Below are 25,339 nucleotides of genomic sequence, written 5' to 3' on the forward strand. Positions count from 1 at the left end.
CTATACGCATGTCGGGGTATCTGCCTTAGTTTCATTGGATGTCTGTCGCTTCCTATTCTTATAGACTCCAGGCGCGCAAAGTGCGTCTGGAGTTTTTTCGTCTGTTCCCCATCTCCTTGTTTGTGGTGGCATTCGGTGCTGCCTTTGGTTTGGCTGCCACGCAGAAAGGCCTGCCGCCCCTGGACGCCATACTGATGAGTACCACGGTATTCGCCGGGGCCTCCCAGTTTGCGGCTATTGAAATGTGGGGCAACGAAGTGTCAGTTCTGCCGTTGGTGGCGGTGGTGTTTGCGATCAATTCCCGTCATCTGTTGATGGGGGCCTCCCTCTATCCGATGCTGAAGGATGTCTCCCCGGGCAGGCGTTATAGCCTGCTGCTGTTGTTGACGGACGCCAACTGGGCCGTATCGGCCCAGGATTACCAGAATGGCAAGCGTAACCTGGAAGTCATTCTGGGTGGTGGGCTGGTGCTCTGGCTGGCCTGGATTGTCGGAACCTGGCTGGGCGTCTACTTTGGCGGGTTATTGCAGAATCCCAAAAGCCTGGGGCTGGATATGGTGCTCGGTTGCTTCCTGTTGGCAATGGCCCTGGGGGGCAAAAAATCCCCGAGGGTATTGGTGGCCTGGACGGTTGCCGGGCTGGCATCTCTGGCAGCCTGGCGTTGGTTGCCACCCAATACCCACGTTGTGGTGGGGGCGCTGGCGGGTGGTGCTGTTGGCTTCTTCTGGCTGGAGAAACAGGACGCCGAAGCATCCGATGAGTCTGCCGAGGCAGAGGATGGCGCCGTCCCATGACCATTGAAACAACCACTACCGGTATCCTGGCGCTGATTGCAATCATGACAGTTGTGACTCTGGCTACCCGATTTGGTGGCGTGTTTGTCATGTCCTTCGTGCGGATCAGCCCCCGAATCGAGAGCTTTATCAATACCATGGCCAGTTCGGTGTTGATTGCGATCATCGTTCCCATGGCGTTCAGTGGCGACGCCGGTGCGGTGGCTGCATTGTCTGTGACCGCAGCGCTTATGCTGGCCTTGCGCAAGCCGCTACCGGCCATTGCAGCCGGCATTGTGGCGGCTGGACTGGTTCGTTATCTGGTGTAGGCTGGCATCGGGTTGGTGTTGCGCAAGGACAGTTCGCCAACACCGGGCAGTTTGATGCCCAGGCCCAGTGGGTTTATCCCCAGTGATAAACCCAAGACATTCAACTCAACCCCCTCCCGGACACCCGCCAGCACACCGAAATAACCACCCAGTGAGAATTGATAGCCGGTGCCGCCCGGAACTTTGGCGATCACCCTGTCGCCCAGGTAGTCCTTACCGATCGCATGGTTTGGCAGTGCTACTTCCAGTCCTGGCACTTCGCGGATGACCCAGGCCACGAACGTGTTGCTATTGGGGCCGGGCCAGGCTTCATACTCTTCCGGAAAGGGGTAGGATGCGACCGCCTCGTAGATGGCCGGAATCAATTGCTCCGCTTCTTCTCCACGAATGTCCGCGTACAGCGTTGGTCTGGCGCCATACCAGTGCCGGTCAGGGTCACCAGGGCCGGTGTTGACCACATAGCGACGCCAGCCGGTTACTTCGTGAACCCGGTAGTGATCCGCTCCGGCTTCCTTGGTGCTTATCCAGGTGTGTACCGCAAAATACCCACGCCAGCTCCAGGCCCTGGCTCCGTACACCTGAATGATGGCTTCTTCGGTGTCCTCCGGACGGGGCGAGATGCCGGCACTGTCCCTGGATGCGGTTTGCCAGCTTTCCGCGCTTTGCAGGGACCCGCTGGTTGCCAGCAACAGCGGGCCAGCCAGCAGGAGAAAGAGTCCGGCAACAAACCAGACGGAATATCGAAGAGGTCGTTTCATTTCGTGGATCCGGATTGAGGGGAGTTATAATAATACTGTCCGGGGTTTGCCCGCTTCTGTTGCGTCTTCTAGGCTCAAAGGTAACAGTTAGTGTATGCAATGGGAGGTGGTATGTCAGACCATCATGTTTACAAGAAAGTGGAAATCGTTGGCTCGTCGAAAACAAGCATTGAAGATGCCATCGAGAATGCGCTGTCTGAGTGTGGCAAGAGCGTCCGCAACATGGAGTGGTTCGAGGTTCTCGAAACCCGCGGCCATATTGCAGATGGCAAGGTTGGGCATTATCAGGTAGTCATGAAAGTGGGCTTCCGCATAGTGGACAGTTAACGCTTTCCGCGCCCGGAAGTCCGGATCCGGTACACAGGGGGTGGCATTATGTCTTCCGATAAATGCGCCCTGCTGCTCGTCGATATACAGAATGATTTCTGTGAAGGCGGCAGCCTGGCGGTACCTCAGAGTGATGCGATCTTTCCGGTCGTGAATGAGTGGGTCAGCAAGGCCCGGCAAGAGGGCTGGGCGATTATTGCCAGTCGTGACTGGCATCCTGTTGACCACGTCAGTTTTGTTCAGCGTGGTGGCCCTTGGCCTGTGCATTGTGTACAGGATACCCGGGGAGCAGAATTTCATCCGGCGATGGACCTGCCGTCCGAAGCCGTACGGGTAAGCAAGGGCACGGCCTTTGATACGGATGCTTACTCGGCGTTCGATGGTACCCAGCTCGACAGCTACCTGCGGCGTCACGGTATTGGGTCCCTTTATGTCGCTGGCCTGGCGCTTGATGTGTGCGTGCGTGCGTCGGTTATCGATGCGGTGCAACTGGGATTCAGGGTCAACCTGATTGTTGACGGTACCTACGCGGTAGACAGCGACAGCGCGCCAAAAGTGATGGACGAGCTCGCGGGGCTGGGAGTGTCGCTGCAACACTGACAGGATGCAGGAGCCTGACAACATGGTGCATGAGAAAGATCTTGCACTGCTGGTGGATCTCTACGAGCTTGCCATGGCCCAGGCTTACTGGGCCGAAGGCATGCACGACACGGCGGTATTCAGCCTGTTTTTCCGGGAGCTGCCAAAAAACCGGAATTTTGTCCTTGCCTGCGGGCAACAGCAGGTTGCCACGGTCATCGAGACCCTGAGGTTTTCCCGCGAACATATCAAACGCCTGGAAAGTCTTGACCGCTTCCAGCCGGAGTTTCTCGAATGGCTGGGCAAGTTCCGGTTCAGCGGACATATCAGAGCGGTCCCGGAAGGTACCCCCCTGTTCCCCCAGGAGCCGCTGCTGGAGATAGAGGCACCTATCGCCGAAGCCCAGATCCTGGAAAGTCTGGTGATGAACTATGTGCACCTGGAAACCGTACTCGCATCCAAGGCGGTCAGGGTGCGACTCGCGGCCGGCGAGCGCCCGGTAATTGATTTCGGGATGCGGCGAATGCACGGCGTGGATGCGGCCCATCGGAGTGCACGAGCGTTTCGTCTCGCGGGGCTCGCTGGTACCAGCAATGTGCTGGCGGGCCTGGACTATGGCCTGACGGTCAGCGGTACCATGGCCCACAGCTTTGTCCAGGCGTATCCCGATGAGATGGACGCCTTCAAGGTGTATGCGCGGCTATACCCGGGTACGACGTTGCTGGTGGACACATATGACACCCGGCGGGCGGTTCGGCGCATCGCCGATTGGCTGGCACAGAATCCCGATGTCCGGATCAGCGCCATCAGGCTGGATTCTGGAGACCTCGGGGCCGAGGCCCGGGACTGTCGCGCGATACTGGACGAGGCGGGCCTGCAGGATGTTCGCATCATGGCGAGCGGTGGTCTGGATGAGTATGAAATTTCCCGGCTGGTTGCGGAGGGAGCGCCCATTGATGGCTTTGGTGTGGGGACGGCCATTGGCGCGTCAAACGACGCTCCGGCCCTGGAGCTGGCATACAAGTTGACCGAATATGGTGGCCTGCCGCGGATGAAAAACTCATCGGGTAAACAGTCGTTTCCCGGTGGTAAGCAGGTTTTCCGTCAGTATGACCGGGATGGCCGGATGAAGCTGGATGTGATCAGTGGCCGGGAAGAGGTGTTTGATGGTGACCCGTTGTTGCGTCCTGTCATGAAACACGGGGTGGTGTTGCTGGATGCTATAGACTCCCTGGACCAGCAGACGCAGTATGCTGCTAGGGCGATCCGCTCGCTTCCAGCGGCATATCTTGAGTTGCAACCCTCCGAACCGTTTCCCGTGGTCATCAGTCGCTATCTCCGGGCATTGCAGGTCGATGCCCTGAAGCGGATCCGGGGCTAGCCTTTCCTGAGGGTTCTTTCCCTTATAGTGGTAACGAGTTGGTTGATCATTTCCCTTGCCTCTCCGTCATACAGCATGTGGAACTTTTCGCGCTGGATGTTCCGGTCATGGGTGGTGTTGGAGGTCGCGGACTCCTTCAGCAGATCCATGTACTGGCAGGCGGCAAGGTGCGCCTTGATATCGGTGTCGATGATCTTGGTGACCAGCTCGTCCACATCTCCGTGGCAGAATGGCCGGTTGCGATTGAGTGCGCTGCGCGCCTCCAGTGCGGCGTTACGGGCTTCCAGGCGTAGTTCCCCGACGGTCTCTCCGGATTCCACTGCGCGCAGGAACATGCCGAGACGATCATGGAGTTGCCAGACCAGTGGCCATATCGTTTCGTAGGCGGCCTTCTCGGTCGCGAACTGGTCCGCATCCGACTCGCGATTGCCCGGACCCTGCGAGGAAAGGTCGCTGCTGTTGAACTGACTGATACGCAGCTCGTCCATGTCGCGCCACAGGGTTTCAGTCCGTTGTTTGAGCTGTTTGTCCAGAAAATCCTGCCTGCGCTTGTCATTGGCCACATAAGCCAGCGTCAGTATTGCCACGATGGTTGCTGCGACAGACAGGGCAAATGCGGCGCCGTCATTGGCAATGAGGCTGAGGAGCTGATCCGTATCCATTGGTAGTGCCTCGTTTCGATTCCTGAAACTGATGGTTCCGAAAGTATCAGGAATTCGCGATCGGGGATATTACAGGACAGTATAGTTAACCAGTGTCCTGTTGCCTGAAAGGTAGCGCACTGGTGGCGTCGTCGAAGTACTGCTGGACGTGGTCCGCCTCCTCCAATGTGAAGCGATGGATGGCGTCACGGAAGCCCTGATGGCGGATGCCATGCCAGGAATGGGTGATCACGGGCTCGAAACCGCGTATCAGTTTGTGTTCGCCCTGAGCGCCGGCGTCAAATGTGGACAGACCGAGTTCGATGGCCAGGTCGATGCCCTGGTAGTAGCAGGTTTCGAAGTGCAGGAAGTCGTACTCCTCCAGGCAGCCCCAATAACGGCCAAACAGGGTGTCATGGTCTGTTAGAAACAGGGCCCCGGCGATCATTGTGTCCTCTTTAACCGCCATGATGAAGTGACACTGGTCGGGCATGGTTGCGCACAATTGGCGGAAAAACTGTTGGTTCAGGTATGGCCGCTGGCCGCGCTTGAAATAGGTGGCCTGATAGAATGAGTAGAAGACCGAAAGTACCTGGTCAGGTAGGTCTGTTCCGGAAAAGTGGCGGAACGACACCCCCGACTCTGCAACCTGTCGGCGCTCCTTGCGGATGGATTTTCGCTTGCGGGAGGTGAGCTCGCCAAGGAACGCTTCGAATGAGCGGTACCCCCTGTTGTGCCAGTGGAACTGGCAGCCGAGGCGGTGGAGGCTCCCTGGTTGGTCCAGCAGGCGCTGATCGTCGCTATCGGGAAACAGCAGGTGCCACGAGTGAGCGCCGGTGGACTCACAAACGCTGTCCAGTAATTGATGGACTAATGTCGGCGATAGACTGGCCCTGAACGCGTCATCCAGCAGCAGCCGGGGTCCCTGGCACGGCGTGAAGGGAACGGCGATCAACAGTTTGGGGTAATAGACCTCTCCGTAGCGCCGATAGGCATCGGCCCACGCCCAGTCAAACACGTATTCCCCCATGGAATGGGATTTCAGCCACGCCGGGGCGACGCCAACCAGACGATCCCTCAGCCAGAAGCTCAAGTGTGATGGTGTCCAGCCGGTGGCTGTTGAGGTGCAGCCCGAATCCTCCAGGGCTTTCAGAAAGCCATGTTTGATAAACGGATAGGTGCCGGGGCACAGAGCGTTCCAGTCAGCCTCGGGGACATCGTGAATGGATGAGCAGACTCGAATGTGTGGGAACGGGTAACCGGATTCGGGCATGGTCGGGAATACTCCTTGGTGTTACCCGATACCATACGCCAGAATCCGGTATGTGATCACTGTTGACCTTCTGATGTAAAGGTTATGCAAAAGCAAAGGCGGGCAAAAAGACACCGCCGGCCAGCGTGTTATGCTGAACGCCGTTTATCGGGAGGACCTACATGCAGAACAGGGTATTACTGGTCGAGGATGACGATGAATTACGGCAGCTGCTGGCGCGCTATCTGACCAATCAGGGGTTCAGCGTGCGTGAAGCGGCCAATGGTAACGATGGCTTGTCGCTGGCCCTCGGTCAGAACTGTGACATTGTGGTGCTGGATATCATGTTGCCGGATATCAGCGGCCTCGACGTGCTGCGATCATTGCGTGCGGATACTCATTTACCCGTTGTACTGCTCACGGCCCGGGGGGACGAGACCGATCGCATTGTCGGATTCGAAGTCGGAGCCGACGATTACATCCCCAAGCCGTGCAATCCGCGCGAGCTGGTCGCTCGCCTGCAGGCATTGCTGCGCCGTATAGCATGGGATCAGTCGGTGGAACTGGATGTCGCCAGGACCTACGGTGACCTCAGGGTGGAGCCCGCCCACCGCCGTATCTACCAGGATGATTCAGCTTTGGATCTGACTGCCACCGAGTATGAGGTTTTGCAGGTTTTGCTGGCTCACGCCGGTAGTGTGGTTCGCAAGACCGACCTGATGCAGTGGGCCCTGGGGCGACGCCTGGAAGCCCATGACCGGACTCTGGATATGCACATCAGTAATTTACGCAAGAAACTGGGAAACGATGATCCTCCCCGAATAGAGACAGTTCGTGGCCTGGGCTACAGCTATCGGGTGCCCACATGAAGCGGCGGACGATATTTCCGCTGTTCTGGCGGATCTTCCTCTCGGTCTGGTTGGCCATGGCCGTGACTCTGGTGGTCAGCAACCTGGCCACCCGAATGCTTCTGGATCGTGAACGGGAGGCCATCGAACGTCAGGCGGGGCTCCGGGATCTGGCCGAGGAGGCAATAAGAATTCGTGAGTCTGGTGATAGGGGTGGGGCCTGGCGTTTTCTCAGGTCGGAGGGCGAACGCATAGAATTGCACCTGATCCTCATTGAACAGGAGGAAAACGACGGCAGGCTCCCCTCTTTCATTCGTGAACGGGTGGAATCCGCCTGGTATCCCCAGAAGCCTGCGGTTCTGGATGTTGGTGACGGCTATCGCCTGGTGGCGTGGCCACGGATGCACGGTGCCGGCTGGCTGGACCCGAAATTTTTCCGCGCCATAGAGCTGGGGCTGGCATTTGTGATGATCTCCCTGGCTTGCTGGTGGATTGCCCGTCGGGTCTCGCAGCCACTTCTGCACATGGAAACGACCGCTCAGGCCATCGCCCGGGGGAATAACTCGCTGAGGGTGAGCGCCAGAATCACGGAGAGACGGGATGAGGTGGGGCAGCTGGCGACGGCATTCAATGCGATGACTGAACAGCTGTGCAGTTTGCTGGAGCGTCAGAATCATCTGCTTCGCGATATCTCCCATGACCTTCGGACACCGCTGACACGCCAGCGCATTGCTATTGAGCTGGCGAGCGAGGGTGGCGCGGATGAGGAGCTCATGGCCAGCATCCTGCGTCAGAATGAGCGACTTGAAGCGATGACAGGTCAGATTCTGACGCTGTATCGGGTCAGCGAAAGCGGAGGCGACATAGCGCGGGAGTCGGTGCTGCCCGTGAATGTCATAAACCGGGTTCTGCAAGAAGCCGCAGATTACGCAGAGCATCAGGGGGTGGACTGCAAGCTGGTTGTCTCACCCGCCGGTGCTTCGGTATCCGTGCTCGGCGATGAAGGACTGTTGCAGCGGGCCTTGGACAACGTTCTGCAGAATGCTCTTGATCACACGCCTCCCGGCCGATCTGTACATATCGATTTGACGGCTTCCGGCGAATGGCTGGAGCTCGCTATTGAGGATGAAGGGCCTGGCGTCACCGCGGAACTGCTTCCTCACCTGTTTGAGCCGTTCTTCCGGGCTGACAAATCCCGGGGCGGCAAAGGTTGGGGGCTGGGGCTGGCTATCGCCAGGGACATTGTTGCTGCTCACGACGGCGAGATTGCAGCGTCACCCGGGGAGCGGGGCGGCTTACGGGTTCTGGTTCGCCTTCCGGTGTTTGCGGCGGGTTGAGGATTCTGGTTCACTGCTGTCTTCCAGGCCCTCATCCGCGGGCTTCAGGTCGGCAGCGCCGGAAAAGTCGATGCCTTCCTGTAGCTCCTCTTCATCAAACCGGATTCCGCAGGCGGCTTTCCTGATTTTTGCCGGTTTCGCTGTACCCGGGCTGTCATGTTCGTCTTCAGAGGCCATAGGTCGGTTTCCATGAAAAAAGATTACCCTGTTCCGGCAGGATACCTCGAGCGGGAAACAGAAGTGAAGAAGAGCCGCTTTATCGCAAGGGTGGCTCCAGTGAGCTCCAGGGACGAGGTCAAAGACTGGCTGGATCAGGCTCATAAAGACCACCCGGATGCCCGCCATATTTGCTGGGCCTACCAGATAGGTCGCCCCGGTTCGGCCGCTGAAGCCGCCATGAACGATGATGGTGAGCCGTCGGGAACCGCCGGAAAACCAATCCTGAATGTGATTCAGCACAAGGACATGGGGGATGTCCTGGTCATGGTGATCCGTTATTTCGGCGGCATCAAACTCGGTGCTGGCGGCCTGGTCAGGGCCTATGCGGGAGCAGCGGAAAGTGTGTTGTCGTCAGTGGATCGTGTGGTACAACGGTCGATGGATGCGGCTGTTGTGACTATGAGCTTCGCCGATGAGCAGCCGCTGCGGCACTGGTGTGAAACCAATGATGCCGTGGTGGAGTCCATCGAGTATGGTTCGGCGGTAACCGCCCGACTACTGGTGCCGACCGATCGCGGTGAGCAATTCCGGGGGTTCTGCGATGCCCAGAAGCTGGATTACCGTTTTGACAGGTAGGGAACGGTTGTTACATCTCCGAGCGTCAAGTGTCCGTATACTACCTTAAAGGCAATCTTAAGGAGGTTCGCTATGACTATTCGGATGATGATTGCATCGTTTCTGATGTTGGCGCTGGCCGGCTGCGCCAGTAACGTAGTGACGGATTATGATTCCGCGGCCGTGTTCGGGAACTATTCCTCCTGGGCGTTTGCGGATGAGCTTGACGAGGGCCAGCCCATGGTGTCACTGGATGGCAGTCGCATACGCGACGCGGTGGAACGTGAGCTGAATCGCAAGGCCATGAAGAAGGTGAGCGCGGACGAAGCGGACCTGCTGGTGGCCTGGGAGATCGTGGAAGAAGAGCGACTCGAAAGTTACGGCGTGGGATTTGGCTTGGGATTTGGCAACAGTCCCTTTGGCTGGGCGATCTCATCCGCACCGCCGGTACGGGAAGTTCAGGAAGGCAAACTGGTGATTGAGCTGGCAGACACCAGCACGCAACGCGTGGTCTGGCGAGCGGCCAGCCGGCGCTACCTGAATGAAGATCAGTCTCCGGAGTATCGCCGTGAGCTGATCGACGAAGTGGTGGCCGAAATGTTTTCCAAGTATCCTCCGGGGCTGGACTAAGCAGCTGATTCTTTAAAACGAAAACGGAGAAAGCATGAAGTCGAAATCCTCGGGTGGGTTGGTCTTTTCAACCGAGCAGGGGCGCATGTGCCCTGACTGTCGCAACCCGGTTGCTGACTGCACCTGTGGCCAATCTGCCCGTCCCGCCGGGGACGGGATTGTGCGTGTCAGCCGGGAAACCAAGGGCCGCAACGGCAAGGGTGTGACACTGGTTACCGGCATCCCCATGGATGACAAGGAGCTCAAATCCTTCGCGAAAGTTCTCAAGGCCAAGTGCGGTACCGGTGGCACGGTGAAAGACGGCGTGGTGGAAATCCAGGGCGATCAGCGGGACACCCTCGTTCCGTTGCTGCAGGCCAAAGGCTGGACCGTAAAACGTGCCGGTGGCTGATGGTATAACACGCAAGCCCGCCTTCAGACGCTAGAATAGGTCTGCTCTTGAACTGCCCGTACAGGGACTATCGTTTACCGGAGGATAAGAATGCACATACTGGTGCTGGGTGCAGGTGTTGTAGGCGTCACCACTGCCTGGTTTTTGCGCAAGCAGGGCCATGAGGTCACCGTGGTTGATCGCCAGAGCAAAGCCGGTCTTGAAACCAGTTATGCCAATGGTGGGCAGATTTCCGTGTCCCACGCACAGCCTTGGGCCAACCCATCGGCACCGCTCAAGATATTGAGGTGGTTGACCCAACCGGATGCCCCCCTGCTTTTTCGTCCGAGTCTCGACCCTGCCCAGTGGCGCTGGGGACTGTCATTCCTGATGCAATGCACGTCCGCCAGGGCGGCCCATAACCTCCGGCAAATTGTTAATCTGGGTACTTACAGCCGTAACCAGTTGCAGGCCGTGCGTCAGGAAACCGGGATTGAATATGACCAGCTGGAGAAGGGCATACTGCACTTCTATACCAATCCGAAGGAGTTTGAGGGGGCACTGGAGCCGGCCCGGCTGATGCGTGAACTGGGGTGTGACCGTCAGGTAATCGATGCCGCCCGTGCGGTTGAGCTGGAGCCGGCACTGGCTCCGATTCGCGAACGGATTGCCGGGGCGACCTACACCTCGGAAGATGAATCCGGTGACGCCAGAAAGTTCACCCAGGGCCTGGCACGGAAAGCCGAAGAAGCCGGTGTGACGTTTCTCTATGGCACGGAGATCCTGGGGTTCGACCGTACCCGGGACCGGATTCTCGGGGTTCAGACTCTGAGGGAGGGGCATCACGAAATGCTTCGCGCTGACGCTTATGTGTTGAGTCTGGGGAGCTTCAGTGCCGTACTGGCCCGCAAGCTGGGATTGTTCCTGAATATTTATCCGGCCAAGGGATACTCCATTACCGTTCCGGTCAAGAATGAAGATGCGGCTTTCAAGGTAAGTCTCACCGATGATGAATACAAACTGGTGTTTTCCCGCCTGGGAGACCGGATCCGGGTTGCCGGTACCGCTGAACTGAGCGGTTACAGCCGAAACCTGGATTACACCCGCTGCCGGGCTATTGTCAGACGTACGGCGGAAGTCATGCCGGATGCGGCTTACTGGGACAAAGCTGAGTTCTGGAGCGGTCTGCGACCCGCAACACCTTCCAATGTGCCTTATATAGGTAAAAGTCATTTCGGCAATCTCTACCTGAATACTGGCCACGGCACGCTGGGCTGGACCCATTCCTGTGGTTCGGCGGCTGCCATTACCGATATCATTTCCGGTCGACGGCCGGACGTCGATTTCAGTTTCATCGGGTTCTGAAGCCGGCCAGAGTCCGATCAAGTGCTTCTTTTTGGCCCCCAAAGCCTCATGACTGTCATTTCTCCGTAATAGACTAGATGCAGAATGTGAGTACTTATCACCTTTTGTGTTTCGTTGTAGGTGTACCGCCAGGCGACTTCAGGCGGGACCGTTGGAGAGACGTCATGAACAAACAGCGTCGTGCTGTCGTAAAGGGGCTCGCTGCCGCATCGTTTACCGCCTTGACCGCCTGTGGTGGTAGTTCGTCAGAGTCTTCTCGTGCTGGCCAGGCACCTTCCCCGGGAGTCGTTGCTGGAGACGAGTTGTCGCTTCCGGCAGTCGCTTTCAACCACGGTGTGGCCTCCGGAGATCCTCTGGCTGATCGGGTGATTCTCTGGACCCGGGTGACACCAACAGACGCTTTACCCCGAACTGTCGACAGCATACCTGTGCAGGTGACTGTCGCGCGGGATCGGGACATGAAAGAGGTCGTCGCGAAGTTTGATGCCTCTACCGGTCCGGACAGGGATTTTTGCGTCAAGGTTGATGCCGTGGGCCTGCAACCGGATACCTGGTACTACTACCAGTTCGCAGTTGGACGTCAGCGCTCTGCCATCGGGCGCACCCGTACCTTCCCAACCTCCAGCGCGGCAACTGAACGGGCACGGTTTGCGGTCGTCTCCTGTTCAAACTATGCGTTTGGTCTGTTCTCGGTTTATAAGGCGGTGAGTGACCACGCCGACCTGGATTTCGTGTTGCACCTGGGCGATTACGTCTATGAGTACGGGCCTGGTGAGTATGGCGATTTCCCCGGGCGAGAGCCGTTGCCTCCCCATGAAATGATTGAGCTGGCGGATTATCGTCAGCGCTATGCCCAATACAAGACGGATCCCCATCTGCAGGCCGTTCACCAGCAGTTCCCGATGATTTGCATCTGGGATGACCACGAGTCTGCGAACGACAGTTACGCTGGCGGCGCGGAAAACCACGATGAAGCCACCGAGGGCGACTGGTCGACACGAAAGGCGGTCTCCATACAGGCCTACCATGAGTGGCTGCCAATCCGCGAGAACCCGACGGACCCGGAGAGGATCTGGCGTGGTTTTGCTTTTGGCAATCTGATTGACCTGTTCATGATGGACACTCGATTGGAGGGCCGGGATCAGCAGGTTTCCTCGCCCAGTGACCCGGCTCGTTTCAGTGCGGATCGCAGGCTGATCAGTGAGGATCAGTTAGGTTGGTTGGTGGCCGGGCTGACAGAGTCCGCAGCCCGGTGGCGAATGATCGGCCAGCAGGTAATGTTTGCCGAACTGAATATAGCCCGCACTGTCGACGTAGCCAAAACTCTCGGACTGGAAGATGAGACCGAGTTCAACGGTCAGTTGGCAGCCCTGAATGTCGATCAGTGGGACGGTTACGTGGCCGATCGCGAGGTTATTCTGCAAACGCTGGCAGAAAACGGGATCGACAACACGGTCATCTTTACCGGCGACATTCATACCTCCTGGGCAAATGAGGTCTACGCAGATTCGGGCAACCTTCTGGAAAACAACCTGACCACACCGTTGGCTGCCGAATTTGTCACACCCTCTGTAACGTCGCCCGGATTACCTGATGGGGTGGCGGAGCTTGCGGAACTGGCTGTGCCTGTCGCTAATCCACACATGAAATATGTTGAGCTGAAAGCCCGCGGGTTCATGCTGGTGGACGTCACTCTGGAGCGCACCCAGGCAGAGTTCTATTACGTGCGCAATATCACCAGTGAAGATGATGTCGGCAAGATCGATCCGGCTAAAACAAAAGTGGTTGGCGTGGATGATGGAAACAGTTCCATATACCAGGATCGGGCGCTTTCCGAGCCGCGGGCTCTGCGTACGGCCATGTTTCATCCGCCTGTTCGAACGGCTGTAAGTTGAGGAAGCTTCTATGTCTGAACCAATGATCCCCAATAACAAGCGATGGAGCCGTCGTGATGTGCTGCGCACCATCTTCTTTACAGCGGGGGCGGTTGGATCAGCCTCCTGGCTGAGCGGGTGCGGTGGCGGCTCGGAATCGTCGGCTTCACCCATTGCTCCCGGGCCGGGTGTTGAGCCAGTGCCAGGAGACATTCCTGATACAGTAGAGAGTCTGGTTGGTCGTTTTGCGAATATTGGCCCCCTGCGTGAGACTCCGGATATACACGGCGTGCGCACACCGGAGGGGTTCGCGACGAGGATCGTTGCAATCAACGGCGAGTTACCCCAACCCAATGGCATGTCACCACTGGTACCGGAAACCGGCGGTGTTGGTAACCGACCCTGGCACATTTTTCCGGATGGCGGCGGCGCGGTTCCCAGAGACAACGGCGGTTGGATATATATCAGCAACAGTGAAGTACCCGGAGTCGGGACCATTGGTTTTACCTATCCGGCATTGGCGACATTGGCCAATGCCGCGGAAGAACTGACCCCGGGTCTGGCCCAGGTAGGCACGCTGGTTTTTGATCCCGATGGCACAATTGTTGACTCGTACACCATCCTGTCCGGAACGACCTTCAACTGCGCCGGTTGTGTTACGCCCTGGAATACCTGGCTCTCCTGCGAGGAGTTTCCCAATGGTCAGGTGTGGGAGTGTGACCCGTACCAGCCGGGTGAGGGTCTGGCCCGCCCGACGCTGGGGTATTTCTCCCACGAGGCCATTGCCATTGATCCGCAGCAACGTCTGCTCTATCTCACTGAAGATATGCCGGATGGCCGTTTTTACCGCTGGATACCGGATCCCTCCGATTGGCCTGAGGGGGCAGAGCGCGCCGCCCTGCAGTCAGGCCGATTGCAGATGCTGAGTGTGGGCGGGGGCGGAGCGGAAGCCGCGGTCGACTCGCCCCAGCCCGTGACCTGGGTCGATGTGCAGAATCCCCATGAGCCCCAGCATGAGAATCGTCTGGAAGAAGCTACGGTCTTTGATGGGGGAGAGGGCGTCTGGTTTTTCCAGGGTATCGTCTACTTTGCAACCAAGGGAGATGATCGAATATGGGCCCTGGATGTAGCCGCTCAGACCATAGAGGTTATTTATGATCGCGCCACCGCCGAGGCGCCCAATGACATCCTTTCCGGCGTCGATAACCTGTTTGTGACCTCCCAGGGTGACGTGCTGGTGGCCGAAGACGGTGGTGACATGCAGGTGGTGGTGATTCTCCCGGATCGCACCCTCAAGCCCTTGCTGCAGATTGTTGGTCAGGACGCCTCGGAAATCGCCGGCATTGCGTTTTCGCCGGATGGCAAGCGTATGTACTTTACCTCGGATCGGGGAGGCCGGAATGGCCTGGGCGGATTTACCAATGGACTGGGCATGGTTTACGAGCTGATTCTGCCCGACGGTGTATAACGGTCCTCGTTGCAGGGGTGATCTCCCAAGCAAATGCAGGGTACATAGTAAAACGCCGCCCCTCGGGGCGGCGTTTTCCATGGTGCCAGTGAAACGCAGCGTTTACTTGAGTTGGTCGCGGATCAGCTTCTTGTTGATCTTGCCGACGCTGGTTTTCGGGATATCCTCCACGAAATCGATTTGTTCGGGGATGGCCCACTTGTTGATTTCACCGGTGTCGACAAACTGCTTCAGATGACCCTGAATGTCTTCCAGTGACGCTTCTTCACCCGGCTTCAGAATGACCAGAGCGTGAGGACGCTCGCCCCATTTCTCATCGGGAATACCTACAACGGCAGCGCCGTCTACGGACGGATGCTGGCTGATCAGGTTTTCCAGGTCCAGGGATGAAAGCCATTCACCGCCGGTCTTGATGACGTCCTTGATGCGGTCCTTGATCACCAGGGTGTTGTCCGGTTCAATCGACGCCACATCGCCAGTGTGGAGCCAACCACCTTCCCACAGTTCTTCCCCTTTCTCAGGTTCCTTGAAGTAGCTCTGGGTCAGCCAGGGAGCGCGGGCGACCACTTCCCCTTTGGCTTCTCCGTCATGGGGGACCGGGTTGCCGGACGGGTCCACGATCTCCAGTTCGGCCATGGGCACCGCGATGCCGGTTTTGACCCGCTTGGCGGTCTGTTGCTCCAGTGGCAGCTCAAGATCTTCCGATTTCAGGTGGGTAGCGCTCAGCAGCGGGCAGGTTTCCGACATGCCGTAACCGGTGTACATGCGGATGCCAAGCTTGGCGCCGGCATCACACAGGCCCTTGGTCAGAGCGCTACCGCCAATCAGCACGTGCCAGTTGCTGAGGTCTGCTGTCTTGATGGACTCGGTGCCCATCATCATCTGCATGATGGTGGGTACGCAATGGGAGAAAGACACCTTGTGCTCTTTCAGCAGGTCCACCAGCAGTTCCGGTTCATAGCGGCCAGGATAGACCTGCTTGATGCCCATCATGGTAGCGGCGTAGGGGACGCCCCAGGCGTGGACGTGGAACATGGGGGTGACAGGCATATAGACCGATGATGATCGCAGCAGTGGCATCTCATCATAGGCTGACAGGGACCCGGTCATCGCCAGTGTGTGCAGTACCAGCTGGCGGTGACTGAAAAAGACGCCTTTGGGATTGCCCGTTGTGCCGGTGGTGTAAAAGGTGGTTGCGACGCTGTTCTCGTCGAAATCCGGGAAGTCGAATTCAGTCCCGGCCTTTGCCAGCAGGGCTTCGTATTCGCCGGCGGCGTCGAGACTGGTGGACTTTGCGTCGTTCTCGTCGGTGAGCTGGATGTAGCTTTTTACGGTTTTAATCTCATCCTTGACGCCCTCGAGAATGGGCAGGAAGTCATCATGCACCAATACGACATCGTCTTCGGCGTGGTTCATGGTGTAGACGATCTGATCGGGCGAGAGACGTACGTTGATGGTATGCAATACCGCGCCAATCATCGGGACCGCAAAGAAGCACTCAAGGTAGCGCGGGGTGTCCCAGTCCATTACCGCAACGGTATCTCCGGGCTTTACGCCCGCATCGGTGAGAGCGTTGGCCAGGCGGTGGATACGTTCAACCAGATCGGTGTATGTGTACTTGCTGCGGTTGGCGTAAACAATTTCCTGGTTGGGAGAGTACCTGGGGCCAGAGAGCAGAAGCTGTTTGATCAGCAAGGGATACTGGTGGGCGTTGTCCGCTGGTGGAAGAATGCGGGTTTGTGCCATTACTTGTTACCTCTTTCCCGGTTGTTGATGTTATTGCGAGAAACAGGAGTAAATCTGACACACTTTGGCTGAAACCGGAACCTTGAATTGCAGAAAAATCGCAGAACGAATCAGGTGTTACAGAAATTCTGTTTCGCTCTGCAATTCAATATCGCCAGTCTTATTTACTCGTAGGTGCAGAGGTAGGCGGTATCGATATCGGTTTTCGCCTTGAAGCTTGCCTGGCCGGCAACATCGAAACTCTCACCGGAACCGTAGGTCATCCACTCTTCCATACCGGGAAGCAGAACCGTCAGGGCACCGCTGATGACGGTCATGGTTTCTTTCTTGCTGGTTCCAAACTCATATTCGCCCGGGCTGATCACGCCAACGGTGGCGGGAAGCGTGGACGTCTGGAAGGAGATGGACTTCGCCTTGCCGTCAAAGTATTCGTTTACATTCAGCATGGGTATGGCTCCTTGATGAAAAGTGGGGGCCTACTATACGGCAATTTGCTTTCCATCCAATGACATTTTTTCGGCCCGGTTCATTGTTCCCAGGGATTGCCTTTGGTGCCTTCCATTACATCGACGTCGAGGTGCATGGCCGCCTTGGCCAGCATGTTGGCACTGATCGGCGCGGTCATGAACAGAAACGCCATAATCAGGATCTCTGTGATACCAATGCCTTCTCCCTGGAAGCTGAAATAGACCACAGACGCCAGTATGATAGCGCCCACGCCCAGAGTTGTAGCCTTGGTCGGCCCGTGAAGGCGGGTAAAGAAATCCGGCAGGCGGGCCAGGCCGATGGCCCCGACCAGGGTAAACGCCCCCCCGATCAACAGCATGACTACTATCGTGTACTCGGCTAGCGTACTCATGAGGTATATCCTCCGTTAACCTTCGATACGTCCGGCAACCTATTCAATGACGCTGCCCCGTTTCAGGTACTTCGCCATCGCAACGGTGCCAACAAAACCCATGACGGCAATCAGAATCGCCGCTTCCAGGTACATGCGGGTTCCGAGAGTAATGCCGAGCAGAATAATAAGGGCGATGGCATTGATATACAGAGTATCCAGTGCCAGGACCCGATCGGGGGCATCCGGCCCCTTGAACAGCCGATAGACATTCAACACGGCTGCCAGTACGACCATGGCAATGGTAATGTTAAGAGCGATGGCAATCATCGAAACATCTCCATCAGTGGTTTTTCGTAACGCTGCTTGATGGCGTCTATAACCTCCTGTTCACTGCCCGCATCCAGGGCATGAATCAGCAGTATTTTCTGGTCGTCACTGACATCGGCGCTCACCGTCCCTGGTGTGAGAGAAATGGTGCTGGCAAGAATGGTTATGGCCATCGGTTGTTCCAGTTCCAGGGGATAGCTGACGAAAACTGGTTTCGGGGGGCGCCCACTCAGAATCAGGCGGGCAACCGTGACGCTGGCGATGACAATATCCACCAGTACCCGCAACAGGTAGCCAGGCAGGCGCCATGGCCTGGTTAGCGCCGGACGATCCGGCCAGAAGCCCTGGGTCAGTTGGGGGATCAGCCAGGCAAGAAGTAGCCCCATGACCACGCTGGCACCGGAAACACCATTACTCAGAAATTGCCAGACTAGAAACAGGGTCAGGCTGAGCCATGGTTGGGGAAAATTCAGGCGGTCAAACATTATTCCTCCTTCCCTACCATGGGTGTTTTCAGTATCTCGATGTAGTCGCTGCTGTTGTGCAGTTGTGCTGCCGTTGCATCGGTGTAGCGGGTGATGGGTCCGGCCAGGACGACGATCACAAAACTGAGTGCGACCAGTGCGCCGGCTGAGACTGACACGGTACCACTGAGCCTTCCCGGATTTTCAACGTGACCATCGACGGTGCGCCAGAATACGATGCTGCCGGCGCGACTGTATGCAATGAGTGTGAAGAAGCCGCCAGCCAGCACTACCGACCATAGCCAGGCCATTTGTGTGCCTGGTGTTGCGGCCTGGAGGATCAGCAGCTTGGCAAAGAAACCACTCAATGGCGGCAGGCCGGCAGCTGCGACAGCGCCGATCAGGAACAGGGTGCTGAGGAATGTGCGGTTGTGCATTCTGGGCGCCGTCACGATTCGGTCCCCGGCGCTACCGCGCTGTCGGCTGATCAGGTCGGCTACCAGGAACAGGCCGCCCACCACCCAGGTAGTATTGAGCAGATAGAACAGAGCAGCGGAAGTGCCCGCTTCGGAGCCCAGCGACATCGCAGCCAGAAGAGTGCCCACGGAAATGATGACCTGCCAGGCAACGAGGGTTTTCAGGCTTTCGGAGCCAACCGCGCCAACAACGCCCATGGCCAGGGTGACCAGCGCCATTGGGAACAGCCAGTCCATGCCCAGGCCGGCGAGCTCGCCGGCCTGGTCTCCAAAGACCAGAGTGTAGACGCGCAGGATCGCGTAGATTCCCACCTTCGTCATCACCGCAAAGAGTGCGGCGACAGGCGCGGTCGCCTTAGCATAAGCCCTTGGCAGCCAAAAGCATAGGGGCAGGATCGCAGCCTTGAGTCCAAATACCACCAGCAGCATCATACCGGCGGCTTTGACAATAAGCAGGTCCTCACCGCTAACTCGTGGCACCTGCAGAGCAAGGTCGGCCATGTTCAGGGTGCCGGTAACACTGTAGATCATGCCAACGCTGATCAGGAAGATGGAGGAACCTGCCAGGTTCAGGACCACGTAATGCAGTCCGGGTACCGTGCGTGCGGTGCCGGCGCCATGCATCAGCAGACCATAGGAAGCGATCAGCAGTACCTCAAACGCCACGAACAGGTTGAAAAGGTCACCGGTCAGGAAGGCGATGTTCAGCCCCAGCAACTGAAACAGATACAGGGCATGAAACTGCCGGTTGCCTTCATCCGCGCCGCCGACGGAATAGATGTGGCAGAACAGTGCCAAAATGGCCGTTAACACCAGCATCAACGCCGCCAGGCGATCGAGAACCAGGACGATGCCGAACGGTGGTGCCCAGTTGCCAAACGCATAGGCGCGATAGCTGCCGTCGTCAGCAAGCACCAGGAGAACAATCGCGGACACCAGAATGAGAACGGTGGTTGTCAGGGCGAGGGTTCGGCGCAGGCTGACGGGGGCATATCCCATGAAGACCTGGAGTATGCCGCCCAGAAGGGGGATCAGAATGGGCGCGGTAAGCCAGTGGTTCATTTTTCGGATACCTCCGCTTCTTCTGTCTTCAGCTTTGGCGTCCGTTCGGACTGGTATCCGTCTACATGATCGTCTTCATTGTCTGCGAGGTTCCGCAGCGCCAGCACCACCACAAACGCGGTCATGGCAAAACCGATCACGATGGCTGTCAGAACCAGGGCCTGTGGCAGTGGATCCGAATACTGGCTGGTGCTGCCGATGATGGGTTGCCCGCCGGTAGCCAGCCGGCCGGAAGAGAACAGGAACAGGTTGACGCCGTAGGACAGTAGCGTCAGGCCGATCACAACCGGAAAGGTCCGGGCCCTTAACAGCAGGTAAACGCCGGAGGCGGTCAGTGCGCCGATGGCCAGAGCGAATGCCAACTCCATTATGCGCTCTCCTTAATACTTTTGATGGCGGAATGGGGGGACAGGCGGCCGATGCTGACCAGTGCCAGGAGTGTTGCCCCGATGACCGTCAGGTAGACACCCAGATCAAATACCAGGGCTGACGCCACTTCGAATTTGCCAACGACCGGCCATTTTATGTAATCGAATGTGCTGGTCAGGAACGGGTAACCAAACGCATAGCTGGCAGCGCCGGCGATCACGGCAAACAGCAGGCCGAGACCAATCACGTTGTGGTAGCGGAACGGCACCCGGTACTGGGTCCAGATCATGCCGCTGGCAATGTACTGGAGGATCAGCGCCACTGCTGTAATCAGGCCGGCAATGAAGCCGCCACCGGGCATGTTATGCCCGCGCAGGAAGATATAAGCAGACACCATCAGTGCCAGGGGCAGCATCGGCCGTGCGATCTGGCGCAGCATCAGCGGGTAGGCATCCCGATTCCAGGCATGGCCCTGTCCATCGCCGGGTGGCGGTGTCAGCACGGTATTCTTGAGCATGGAGTAGATACCCAGAGCGGCGATGGCCAATACGGTAATTTCGCCAAGGGTATCAAAGCCCCGGAAGTCGACGAGGATGACGTTCACCACATTGGTTCCGCCGCCGCCAGGCTTGCTGTTGTCGAGGAAGTATTCGGAGATGGATGTAAATGGCCGGGTAAGCATCGCCAGGGTTACCAGGGTCATGCCAGCACCTGCAACCAGTGCGATTGCTGCGTCACGGACCCGTCGACTGGTTGAGCTTTCTATCGGGGTCCAAGAAGGCATGTAAAACAGGGCAAGCATCAGTAGAACGATGGTCACGACCTCCACAGACAGCTGGGTCATGGCCAGGTCCGGTGCGGAGAAGCGGGCAAAACCCAGTGATACCAGCAGGCCAACGACACTTAGCAGGATCAGGGCATAGAAGCGCTCCCTATGCATCACGGCCGTTGCCAGAGCACACAGGATCAGGATGGCAATGCCGATCAGAGTCGGCCAGTCGATGGGGGATAGCCCGTTTTCGCCAACAAATACCCCCAGGCTGGTCAACGGTACGATTGCGACAGCGACCACGCTGATAACCAGTAGCGCCGCATAACGTTGCAAAGAGCCATTTTCGATAAAGAATGTCAGCCGGTTGGCTGTACTGGCCAGCCAGGAAACTACGCCCTCAAAGACCGCCTTTTCATCAATTTCCTTGAAGCGGGCATGGAAGTCGAAAAAACGTTGGCGCTGGCTGTACATAAGCAGGCCACCAAAGAAGGCGGCGAAACTCATCACCAGCGGCAGGTTGAACCCGTGGGCGATCGTCAGATGATATTCCGGCACCGGTCCGCCGAGGGTGGCTGCAGCCGCCGTATAGAGCAGCGGGCCAACGGAGATGGCGGGAAACACCCCGACCATGATGCAGGCAAACACCAGGATTTCCACCGGGATTTTCATATAGCGCGGTGGCTCATGGGGTGGATAAATCGGCAGATCCACCGGTTTGCCGTTGAAGAACACATCGTGGATAAAACGTGCCGAATAGGCGACGGCAAAAATCCCGGCAAGGGTGGCAACCAGCGGTGGTACCCAGGCCCAGAACCCCGGCAGGTTCAACTGCAGGGATTCAGCAAAGAACATCTCCTTGCTCAGGAAACCATTGAGCAACGGCACACCTGCCATCGAGGCGGCAGCAACCATGGCCAGGGTGGCGGTGTGGGGCATGTAGCGCCAGAGGCCGTTGATTCGCCGCATATCCCGGGTGCCGGTTTCATGGTCGATGATGCCTGCCGCCATAAACAGGGAGGCCTTGAAAGTGGCGTGATTGATCACGTGGAAAACGGCCGCGACTGCAGCCAGTTTCGTACCCATACCAAACAGCAGGGTAATCAGCCCCAGATGACTGACCGTTGAATGGGCCAGCAGGCCTTTCAGGTCATGTTTGAACATGGCTACATAGGCACCAATCAACAGCGTGGCCATACCGGTGAAGCTCACCATGTAGAACCATTGCTCGGTGCCTGCCAGCGCCGGGTAAAGGCGGGCCATCAGGAATATGCCGGCCTTCACCATGGTGGCGGAGTGCAGGTACGCCGATACCGGAGTTGGCGCCTGCATGGCGTGGGGAAGCCAGAAATGGAACGGGAACTGGGCCGACTTGGTAAATGCCCCGAGCAGCACCAGGGTGAGGGCGACGGGGTACAGGCTATGGGCCTTGATCAGGTCCCCGGCTGCCAGGACGTCATCCAACTCGAAACTGCCGACAATATTGCCGATGATCAGAATGCCCGCCATCAGGGCCAGGCCACCTCCGCCGGTGACGGCCAGTGCCATGCGTGCGCCGCGGCGGGCGTCCTGCTTATGGTTCCAGAAGCTGATCAGCAGGAAGGAGGTCAGGCTGGTCAGTTCCCAGAACACCAGCATCAGCAGAAGGTTGCTGGACAGGACGATACCCAGCATCGAGCCCATGAAACATAGCAGGAGCGAATAGAACTTCCCGACGTTCTCCTTGGCCTTCAGGTAGTAACGGGCATAAAGAATGATCAGCAGGCCGATAACAAGGATCAGCAAGGCAAACAGCAGCGACAGGCCGTCCAGTCGGAAACTGAAGGAAATACCCAGCGCCGGCAGCCACTCGTAGCTGTGGAGGACGACGCCTCCGTCTGCCAGGGTTGACCAGTGTGGGTAAAGCGCTGCCAGCGCGATGATGGCGGGAACAGACGAGGCAATGGCAATTGCCGTGCGTCCTCCCTGGGCAAACAACGGTGCTGCCAGCGCCCCTAGAAAGGGCAGTAAAACGACCAGCGGTAGCGACATCGCAACCTCGTTATCGGTTTTTCTCTTTCATGGATGAAGATGCAGTCTGTGCCTGAGTCTAGTCCCCGACCAGCCATTCTGCACCGACCGGTGCAAGCCGCCGACGTTGACGGCAGGTGGCGGGAAAAATCAGATCAGATGGGGTGGGTCCGGAAAGTACGGCAACCTGCCCCGGTGTCTCCGCATATCAGCAGTGACCGGGTGGAACCCAGGTTGGTTTAACACGTTGGACCTTGCGGTCATAAGTGCTCCGTTAGTCAGATACGAATGCCGATGATACGTGGCAGGTCCCTCAGGTCAAGTCAGCTTGCGAAAAATCAAGCTGTTGAGTGGTTTTTAAGTCATACATTAGTCTTAGAAGCCTGTGCTACCATGCCACTTTTCATGTGTGTACTCGAGAGAATCACTATGACCGCAGCCTATCCAACGCTTCTAAAGCCCCTCGACCTTGGTTTTACTGAACTCAAGAACCGGGTACTGATGGGCTCCATGCATACCGGCCTGGAAGATCGGTTCTGGAACATACACAAGTTCGCCCGTTACTTTGCCGAGCGGGCTGAAGGGGGCGTTGGGCTGATGGTGACCGGCGGGTATTCGCCAAACCTGGTCGGCCAGCTGGCACCCCTGTCTTCCACCATGAACAATCGTGCCACTGCGTTGTTGCACCGGCACGTTACCGGGGCTGTCCATGAAGCGGGCGGCAAGATCTGCCTGCAGTTGCTTCACGCCGGTCGTTACGGCTATCAGCCACTGATCGTTTCCGCATCCGCCACCAAGGCGCCGATCAGCCCGTTCAAGGCGCGTGCCCTGTCCACCAAAGGTGTGGAGCGGCAAATCAACGATTTCGTCAATGCCGCGAAACTGGCGAAACTCGGTGGCTATGATGGCGTTGAGGTGATGGGCTCTGAAGGCTACTTCATCAATCAGTTCCTGTGTGAGCGGACCAACAAGCGCACGGACAAGTGGGGTGGCCCCTACGAAAACCGCATGCGTCTGCCGGTGGAAATCGTTCGCCGTATGCGTGAGGCGGTCGGACCTGAATTCATCATTATCTATCGTCTTTCCATGCTCGACCTCGTGGAAGGCGGTCAGACCTGGGATCAGATCGTGACCCTGGGCAAGGCCATCGAAAAGGCCGGCGCCACCATCATCAATACCGGCATTGGCTGGCATGAGGCCAGGGTGCCTACCATCGTAACCTCTGTTCCTCGTGGCGGCTTCGCCGACGTAACGGCCAAGTTCTACGGTGAAGTGGATATTCCGATCTGTACCACCAACCGCATCAATACCCCGGAGAAAGGCGAAGAAATCCTCGCCGCCGGCAAGGCGGATATGGTTTCCATGGCCCGCCCGCTGTTGGCGGACAGCGAATTCGTGCGCAAGGCCGAGCAGGGCCGGGCTGATGAGATCAACACCTGCATTGCCTGCAACCAGGCCTGCCTGGATCATGTGTTCAAGGCCAAGCGCGCTTCCTGTCTGGTGAACCCCAGGGCCTGCCACGAAACCGAACTGGTGTTGACGGTAGCGCCCGTGGTTCGCCGCGTAGCAGTCGTTGGTGCAGGGCCGGCAGGCCTGGCGGCAGCTACAACGGCTGCCAAGCGTGGCCACCGGGTGACCCTGTTCGAGGCCGACGATAAGATTGGCGGTCAGTTCAACTACGCCAAGCGCATCCCCGGCAAGGAAGAGTTTTACGAAACCCTGCGCTACTACCAGCGCCAGATCGAACTGTTGGAGATCGACCTGAAGCTCAATGCGCGCGTCGGGGCGGCAGAGCTGGCCGAACAGGGTTTTGACGACGTCATCATCGCCACCGGCGTGAAGCCGCGGACACCACAAATTGATGGCATCGACCATCCCAAGGTACTGGGTTATCTCGATGTCCTGCGCCACAACAAACCGGTTGGTGAAAGTGTCGCGGTCATTGGTGCCGGCGGTATCGGGTTCGACGTCAGCGAATTCCTGACCCACGATTTCGGTCATCACCCGGAAGGCGAGCAGGTCAGTGTGGCGGACTGGCAGGCGGAGTGGGGTGTGAATCCCACGTTTGACGGTCCGGGCGGATTAGCGGAGCGCAAGCCCACATCATCGCCGCGTAAAATCTACCTGATGCAGCGCAAAACCGGCAAGGTTGGCGGCGGTCTGGGTAAGACCTCGGGCTGGGTACACCGCAACAGCCTCAAGCACCGCGACGTCGATATGTTGCGGGGGTGCAGTTACGACCGCATTGACGACGAGGGTCTGCACATATCCATCCGGGATAAGGATGGCAAGGTGCAGGAAAGCAAAGTGCTGAGTGTCGATAATGTGATCATTTGCGCAGGTCAGGAACCCTACCGTGAACTATTTGATCAATTGGCCGGTGCCGGCGTGAAAGCCCACCTGATTGGCGGTGCCGATGTTGCCGAAGAACTGGACGCAAAACGGGCCATACGCCAGGGAACCGAAGTGGCGGCCGGTATCTGACAAAAAGGGACACAAGGGAGGGTGACGTTGAAGGGCACATTAGAGACATTTGGGGCACCGGGATGGTGAATGAAACCGATAATGT

General features: G+C 57.8%; 26 protein-coding genes. 14 read left to right on the forward strand and 12 right to left on the reverse strand.

The window, feature by feature from the left end:
- The first annotated feature begins 38 nt into the window (after positions 1-38).
- Positions 39-794, forward strand: a complete 756-nt coding sequence (locus Q0Y21_RS03300; RefSeq protein ID WP_297791508.1) for an AzlC family ABC transporter permease — start codon at positions 39-41, stop codon at positions 792-794.
- Entirely contained in the window at positions 791-1,102 is a 312-nt protein-coding gene (locus tag Q0Y21_RS03305) for an AzlD domain-containing protein (RefSeq protein WP_297791510.1), read from the forward strand. The genes Q0Y21_RS03300 and Q0Y21_RS03305 overlap by 4 nt, the downstream gene beginning before the upstream one ends.
- Here Q0Y21_RS03305 and Q0Y21_RS03310 read toward each other — a convergent pair.
- The gene (locus Q0Y21_RS03310; protein WP_297791512.1) at positions 1,090-1,860 is read right to left on the reverse strand and encodes a DUF3750 domain-containing protein; all 771 of its coding nucleotides are present in this window, start codon (positions 1,858-1,860) and stop codon (positions 1,090-1,092) included. The genes Q0Y21_RS03305 and Q0Y21_RS03310 overlap by 13 nt on opposite strands.
- Before the next feature lie 111 nt (positions 1,861-1,971).
- Between Q0Y21_RS03310 and Q0Y21_RS03315 the strand changes: the two genes are divergently transcribed.
- The 3 genes from Q0Y21_RS03315 to Q0Y21_RS03325 are packed head-to-tail and all read left to right on the forward strand — an operon-like array spanning position 1,972 to position 4,147.
- On the forward strand, positions 1,972-2,187 hold the full coding sequence (locus Q0Y21_RS03315; protein ID WP_297791514.1) for a dodecin: 216 nt from the start codon (positions 1,972-1,974) through the stop codon (positions 2,185-2,187).
- A 48-nt stretch (positions 2,188-2,235) separates the two neighbouring features.
- The gene (locus Q0Y21_RS03320; protein WP_297791516.1) at positions 2,236-2,787 is read left to right on the forward strand and encodes an isochorismatase family protein; all 552 of its coding nucleotides are present in this window, start codon (positions 2,236-2,238) and stop codon (positions 2,785-2,787) included.
- 22 nt (positions 2,788-2,809) lie between these two features.
- On the forward strand, positions 2,810-4,147 hold the full coding sequence (locus Q0Y21_RS03325; protein WP_297791518.1) for a nicotinate phosphoribosyltransferase: 1,338 nt from the start codon (positions 2,810-2,812) through the stop codon (positions 4,145-4,147).
- Here Q0Y21_RS03325 and Q0Y21_RS03330 read toward each other — a convergent pair.
- Together Q0Y21_RS03330 and Q0Y21_RS03335 are read right to left on the reverse strand one after the other, a co-directional pair.
- Entirely contained in the window at positions 4,144-4,809 is a 666-nt protein-coding gene (locus tag Q0Y21_RS03330; protein ID WP_297791520.1) for a hypothetical protein, read from the reverse strand. The genes Q0Y21_RS03325 and Q0Y21_RS03330 overlap by 4 nt on opposite strands.
- Before the next feature lie 85 nt (positions 4,810-4,894).
- Positions 4,895-6,061: a GNAT family N-acetyltransferase gene (locus tag Q0Y21_RS03335; RefSeq protein ID WP_297791522.1), complete on the reverse strand. Its 1,167-nt coding sequence runs from the start codon at positions 6,059-6,061 to the stop codon at positions 4,895-4,897.
- 161 nt (positions 6,062-6,222) lie between these two features.
- On the opposite strand from Q0Y21_RS03335, the gene Q0Y21_RS03340 reads away from it, so the two are divergent.
- Entirely contained in the window at positions 6,223-6,909 is a 687-nt protein-coding gene (locus Q0Y21_RS03340) for a response regulator transcription factor (RefSeq protein ID WP_297791524.1), read from the forward strand.
- Positions 6,906-8,225 carry a HAMP domain-containing sensor histidine kinase gene (locus Q0Y21_RS03345; RefSeq protein WP_297791526.1) on the forward strand — a complete coding sequence of 440 codons (1,320 nt, stop codon included), beginning with the start codon at positions 6,906-6,908 and terminating at the stop codon, positions 8,223-8,225. Before Q0Y21_RS03340 ends, Q0Y21_RS03345 begins: the two co-directional genes overlap by 4 nt.
- Here the strand turns inward: Q0Y21_RS03345 and Q0Y21_RS03350 are convergent.
- Positions 8,184-8,402, reverse strand: coding sequence for a hypothetical protein (locus Q0Y21_RS03350; protein ID WP_297791528.1), 219 nt, complete (start codon positions 8,400-8,402; stop codon positions 8,184-8,186). The genes Q0Y21_RS03345 and Q0Y21_RS03350 overlap by 42 nt on opposite strands.
- A gap of 12 nt (positions 8,403-8,414) precedes the next feature.
- On the opposite strand from Q0Y21_RS03350, the gene Q0Y21_RS03355 reads away from it, so the two are divergent.
- From Q0Y21_RS03355 to Q0Y21_RS03380, 6 genes are all read left to right on the forward strand, one after another.
- Positions 8,415-9,020 carry a YigZ family protein gene (locus tag Q0Y21_RS03355; protein WP_297791530.1) on the forward strand — a complete coding sequence of 202 codons (606 nt, stop codon included), beginning with the start codon at positions 8,415-8,417 and terminating at the stop codon, positions 9,018-9,020.
- Between the two features lie 72 nt (positions 9,021-9,092).
- The gene (locus Q0Y21_RS03360) at positions 9,093-9,629 is read left to right on the forward strand and encodes a DUF4136 domain-containing protein (RefSeq protein WP_297791532.1); all 537 of its coding nucleotides are present in this window, start codon (positions 9,093-9,095) and stop codon (positions 9,627-9,629) included.
- A gap of 34 nt (positions 9,630-9,663) precedes the next feature.
- A complete protein-coding gene (locus tag Q0Y21_RS03365) occupies positions 9,664-10,020 on the forward strand; it encodes a translation initiation factor Sui1 (protein WP_297791534.1) in 357 nt (118 codons plus the stop codon).
- 90 nt (positions 10,021-10,110) lie between these two features.
- Positions 10,111-11,364 (forward strand): D-amino acid dehydrogenase, encoded by a 1,254-nt coding sequence (locus tag Q0Y21_RS03370; protein WP_297791535.1) that lies wholly within the window; start codon positions 10,111-10,113, stop codon positions 11,362-11,364.
- A 164-nt stretch (positions 11,365-11,528) separates the two neighbouring features.
- The gene (locus tag Q0Y21_RS03375) at positions 11,529-13,259 is read left to right on the forward strand and encodes an alkaline phosphatase D family protein (RefSeq protein WP_297791537.1); all 1,731 of its coding nucleotides are present in this window, start codon (positions 11,529-11,531) and stop codon (positions 13,257-13,259) included.
- Between the two features lie 10 nt (positions 13,260-13,269).
- Positions 13,270-14,706, forward strand: a complete 1,437-nt coding sequence (locus Q0Y21_RS03380) for an alkaline phosphatase PhoX (RefSeq protein WP_297791539.1) — start codon at positions 13,270-13,272, stop codon at positions 14,704-14,706.
- A gap of 102 nt (positions 14,707-14,808) precedes the next feature.
- Here the strand turns inward: Q0Y21_RS03380 and Q0Y21_RS03385 are convergent, their stop codons facing one another.
- The 8 genes from Q0Y21_RS03385 to Q0Y21_RS03420 form a co-directional block, all read right to left on the reverse strand.
- Positions 14,809-16,452, reverse strand: a complete 1,644-nt coding sequence (locus Q0Y21_RS03385; RefSeq protein WP_297791541.1) for a fatty acid--CoA ligase — start codon at positions 16,450-16,452, stop codon at positions 14,809-14,811.
- 164 nt (positions 16,453-16,616) lie between these two features.
- Positions 16,617-16,898, reverse strand: coding sequence for a pyrimidine/purine nucleoside phosphorylase (locus tag Q0Y21_RS03390; RefSeq protein WP_012136445.1), 282 nt, complete (start codon positions 16,896-16,898; stop codon positions 16,617-16,619).
- Positions 16,899-16,978: 80 nt separating this feature from the next.
- Positions 16,979-17,311: a Na+/H+ antiporter subunit G gene (locus tag Q0Y21_RS03395; RefSeq protein WP_297791544.1), complete on the reverse strand. Its 333-nt coding sequence runs from the start codon at positions 17,309-17,311 to the stop codon at positions 16,979-16,981.
- 39 nt (positions 17,312-17,350) lie between these two features.
- Positions 17,351-17,620 carry a K+/H+ antiporter subunit F gene (locus tag Q0Y21_RS03400; protein WP_297791546.1) on the reverse strand — a complete coding sequence of 90 codons (270 nt, stop codon included), beginning with the start codon at positions 17,618-17,620 and terminating at the stop codon, positions 17,351-17,353.
- Positions 17,617-18,105 carry a Na+/H+ antiporter subunit E gene (locus Q0Y21_RS03405; RefSeq protein WP_297791548.1) on the reverse strand — a complete coding sequence of 163 codons (489 nt, stop codon included), beginning with the start codon at positions 18,103-18,105 and terminating at the stop codon, positions 17,617-17,619. The genes Q0Y21_RS03400 and Q0Y21_RS03405 overlap by 4 nt, the downstream gene beginning before the upstream one ends.
- Positions 18,105-19,622, reverse strand: coding sequence for a monovalent cation/H+ antiporter subunit D (locus tag Q0Y21_RS03410; RefSeq protein ID WP_297791550.1), 1,518 nt, complete (start codon positions 19,620-19,622; stop codon positions 18,105-18,107). The genes Q0Y21_RS03405 and Q0Y21_RS03410 overlap by 1 nt, the downstream gene beginning before the upstream one ends.
- Positions 19,619-19,990: a Na+/H+ antiporter subunit C gene (locus tag Q0Y21_RS03415; RefSeq protein ID WP_297791551.1), complete on the reverse strand. Its 372-nt coding sequence runs from the start codon at positions 19,988-19,990 to the stop codon at positions 19,619-19,621. Before Q0Y21_RS03415 ends, Q0Y21_RS03410 begins: the two co-directional genes overlap by 4 nt.
- The gene (locus Q0Y21_RS03420; RefSeq protein ID WP_297791553.1) at positions 19,990-22,791 is read right to left on the reverse strand and encodes a monovalent cation/H+ antiporter subunit A; all 2,802 of its coding nucleotides are present in this window, start codon (positions 22,789-22,791) and stop codon (positions 19,990-19,992) included. The genes Q0Y21_RS03415 and Q0Y21_RS03420 overlap by 1 nt, the downstream gene beginning before the upstream one ends.
- 408 nt (positions 22,792-23,199) lie before the next feature.
- Between Q0Y21_RS03420 and Q0Y21_RS03425 the strand changes: the two genes are divergently transcribed.
- Complete coding sequence (locus Q0Y21_RS03425) at positions 23,200-25,254, forward strand: NADPH-dependent 2,4-dienoyl-CoA reductase (protein ID WP_297791555.1); 2,055 nt, start codon at positions 23,200-23,202, stop codon at positions 25,252-25,254.
- Positions 25,255-25,339 lie beyond the last annotated feature (85 nt).

It is taken from the genome of uncultured Marinobacter sp., assembly GCF_947259545.1.
In the GTDB taxonomy this organism is placed as follows: Bacteria; Pseudomonadota; Gammaproteobacteria; order Pseudomonadales; family Oleiphilaceae; genus Marinobacter.